The sequence below is a fragment of the Acidobacteriota bacterium genome (assembly GCA_030949985.1).
Classification (GTDB): domain Bacteria; phylum Acidobacteriota; class Polarisedimenticolia; order J045; family J045; genus JALTMS01.
In genome coordinates, this window is record JAUZRX010000041.1 from 1 (window position 1) to 2,345 (window position 2,345).

The 2,345-nt window shown below is 60.5% G+C and carries 3 protein-coding genes; all 3 read left to right on the plus strand.

All coding sequences use genetic code 11. From position 1 onward, the window contains the following. Positions 1 to 1,296: RHS repeat-associated core domain-containing protein (locus Q9Q40_09900; GenBank protein MDQ7007536.1), on the plus strand; the 1,296-nt coding region annotated here is incomplete at its 5' end. Beyond that, complete coding sequence (locus Q9Q40_09905) at positions 1,293 to 1,970, plus strand: hypothetical protein (protein ID MDQ7007537.1); 678 nt, start codon at positions 1,293 to 1,295, stop codon at positions 1,968 to 1,970. The genes Q9Q40_09900 and Q9Q40_09905, both read left to right, overlap by 4 nt. A 90-nt stretch (positions 1,971 to 2,060) precedes the next feature. Further along, positions 2,061 to 2,345, plus strand: a 285-nt coding sequence (locus Q9Q40_09910) for a hypothetical protein (protein ID MDQ7007538.1), incomplete at its 3' end; no start/stop codon positions are given.

Genomic DNA, 2,345 nt, shown 5'->3' on the forward strand with positions numbered 1-2,345 from the left:
AACAACTGGATCAGCATCGAGACCACGGCGGAGTGCGGCACCACGGGCTACAGCAACGCCCTCTCCCTGCGCCGGGGCGGTGGTGGAGGCGGCTGCCTCAAGCAGGCCACCATGTTCCTCTACGCCCTGCGCACGGGCTTCGGCGACGACGGCTCCTCGAGCCAGGAGATCGGCACCTCCAACGACGGCTCGGACTGTCCCCTCGGCACGCTCTTCAATGCCTACTACCAGCCGGCGGGCAGCAGCACCGTGGTCCTGCTCTACGCCCAGCCCCAGGGAATCCCGCGCATCCAACTCCCCGACCAACCCGCCGGCGCGGGCCACGGCCAGTACTGGTTCACAGCAGTCGACCCGGTGACCCTGGTCGAATTCGACCAGAGCGCCCCGATCACAGACGACGTGCGCAACACGACCCAGAACCAGAGCCCCGCGTCAGCACCCGGCTCCCGCAACCTCCAATTCGTCCACCGCGATCACCTCGGCAGCACCCGCCTGATGACCGACGAGAACGGTGTCGAGATCGGTCGCTGGAGGTACTTTCCGTTCGGGATGGAGGCGACGACGGAGGAGAGCGGCGACCAGAGGATGAAGTTCACGGGGCATGAGAGGGATGGGGAGGTTGAGCTGGACTATATGTTGGCGAGGTACTACGGGAGCAGCCTCGGGCGTTTTCTCTCGGTCGACCCAAGTCTCGAGAGCGCTGACTCATCCTTTCCCCAGAGTTGGAGCCGATCCTCGTATTCCTTGGACAATCCGGTCAGGTTTGTCGATCCTGACGGCCGAAAATACGCAAATGCAGCGGGGAGGAGGCTCAAGAATCGCATCATCAACCAAAGTGACCCCAGTCCAACAGGCACCGCTACTGTGCGGGCGCTTGACGCGGAGCCTGAGAGAGTCAAGGTCAAGATCAGTGGCAAGGCGATGATCGAGCTGGTCGATAACAGCGGAAAGGCCGTTCCGGGAACACAGAGAGTCGTGGCACCGAAGAATGTTGGCAAGGCTGTTGCGAATCTCCAGTCCCAGGCGAAAGCAGGGCAGCGAGTGGCTCCGGTGGCGGGGACATATACACCGAAGAAAACAGACGCGCAGGGGAATGTTACGAAGAGCCAGGTTACGATCTACCTCGGTTCTCAGAACATATCAAAAGAGTGGAAGGGCAAGTCGCAGAAGGAATTCGTGAACGCGACGTTTGTGCATGAATCAGCGCACGGTGTGGGGCCGGGTCCAGCACCTGAACCACAAGCGAAACAAACGGAAAACGATTACAAAAAGGAATCCCAGGACGGAAAGCCATGAGAACTTCAGTGTTCTGCATCGTCCTGGTCTTTGCGCCGCCTCTTGCGGTCATGGCAGAGTCGGGCGACGCTCCGCCGCCGGTCATGCGATTCGTGAGGAGCACATACTCGTTCGCGCGAAAGGTTGACCGCGACTTGGCGTGCCACAATGTGAAGGATGTAACGAGAGAACTGGGTTTGAACCGGGTGTCGTCGCAACGGGTTTTCAGTTTTCCTGACCATGCCGGCGCACCGATCTCCCATGCCCTCGTGGCACTCGGTGTTGACGGATCGGTGCGGCTCCTGGACGATCTAGACTCGATCAGGAAGGTCTTCGACGCTGTACCGAACGATCTGGCTCCAGTGGATGTCGCTCAGCTGCTGGTTGACAAGACGCTGCTATTAAGTCGCTTCAATGTCTATCGGAACGATGGCTATGCACTCGGAATCAATGTGATCCGCAAGGCGGCTGACATCCCAGGTCTTTCGGAACAGTCCTTGGTCGCCCTGAAGGGTGTGATCAAGCCGCCCAAACTCGTTCCCGATGGTCTTGGTTACCGGTTCACGGCATTCTCGTGGGAGGAAGCTGGGGGAGCTGTGGTGCGCCATGTCATTCTTGTACAGGACAATCGTGTTGCGGAGTACCAGGTGGATGTTCTTGCAACTTGGGTGGGTACTCACGGCTTGTTACGCTGAGTACGTGATGAAGCGACGGAGCTGTACGCCGTCGACTCCTCCCAGATCTCCTGGTCCCGCTGGCGCCAGAGCCTGGCCCTGCGGATTCCGGTGGAGGAGTTGCTCGAGGAGGGCAGCACGGCAAGCACGGTGGACCTTCAGCTCCGCTTCGAGTTCGACAGCGTGGACAGCAACACCAACGCGATGGTGAAGGAGATCGGCATCGGCCAGATCGACGTCAAACGGCCCCATTCACTGGTGGTCTCGGAGATCGCCTACGACGAGGACCACACCGACCCCAACGTCACGGAGAGCAACCGTCCGCGGGGCAAGCCGACGACGGTGACGACCTACGACGAGGCGACGGGCGCGGCGATCCACATCCGCAGCCTTCGC

Coding starts and splice junctions, on each gene's coding strand:
- Q9Q40_09905 (MDQ7007537.1), top strand. CDS start 1,293: ATGAGAACTTCAGTGTTCTGCATCGTCCTGGTCTTTGCGCCGCCTCTT.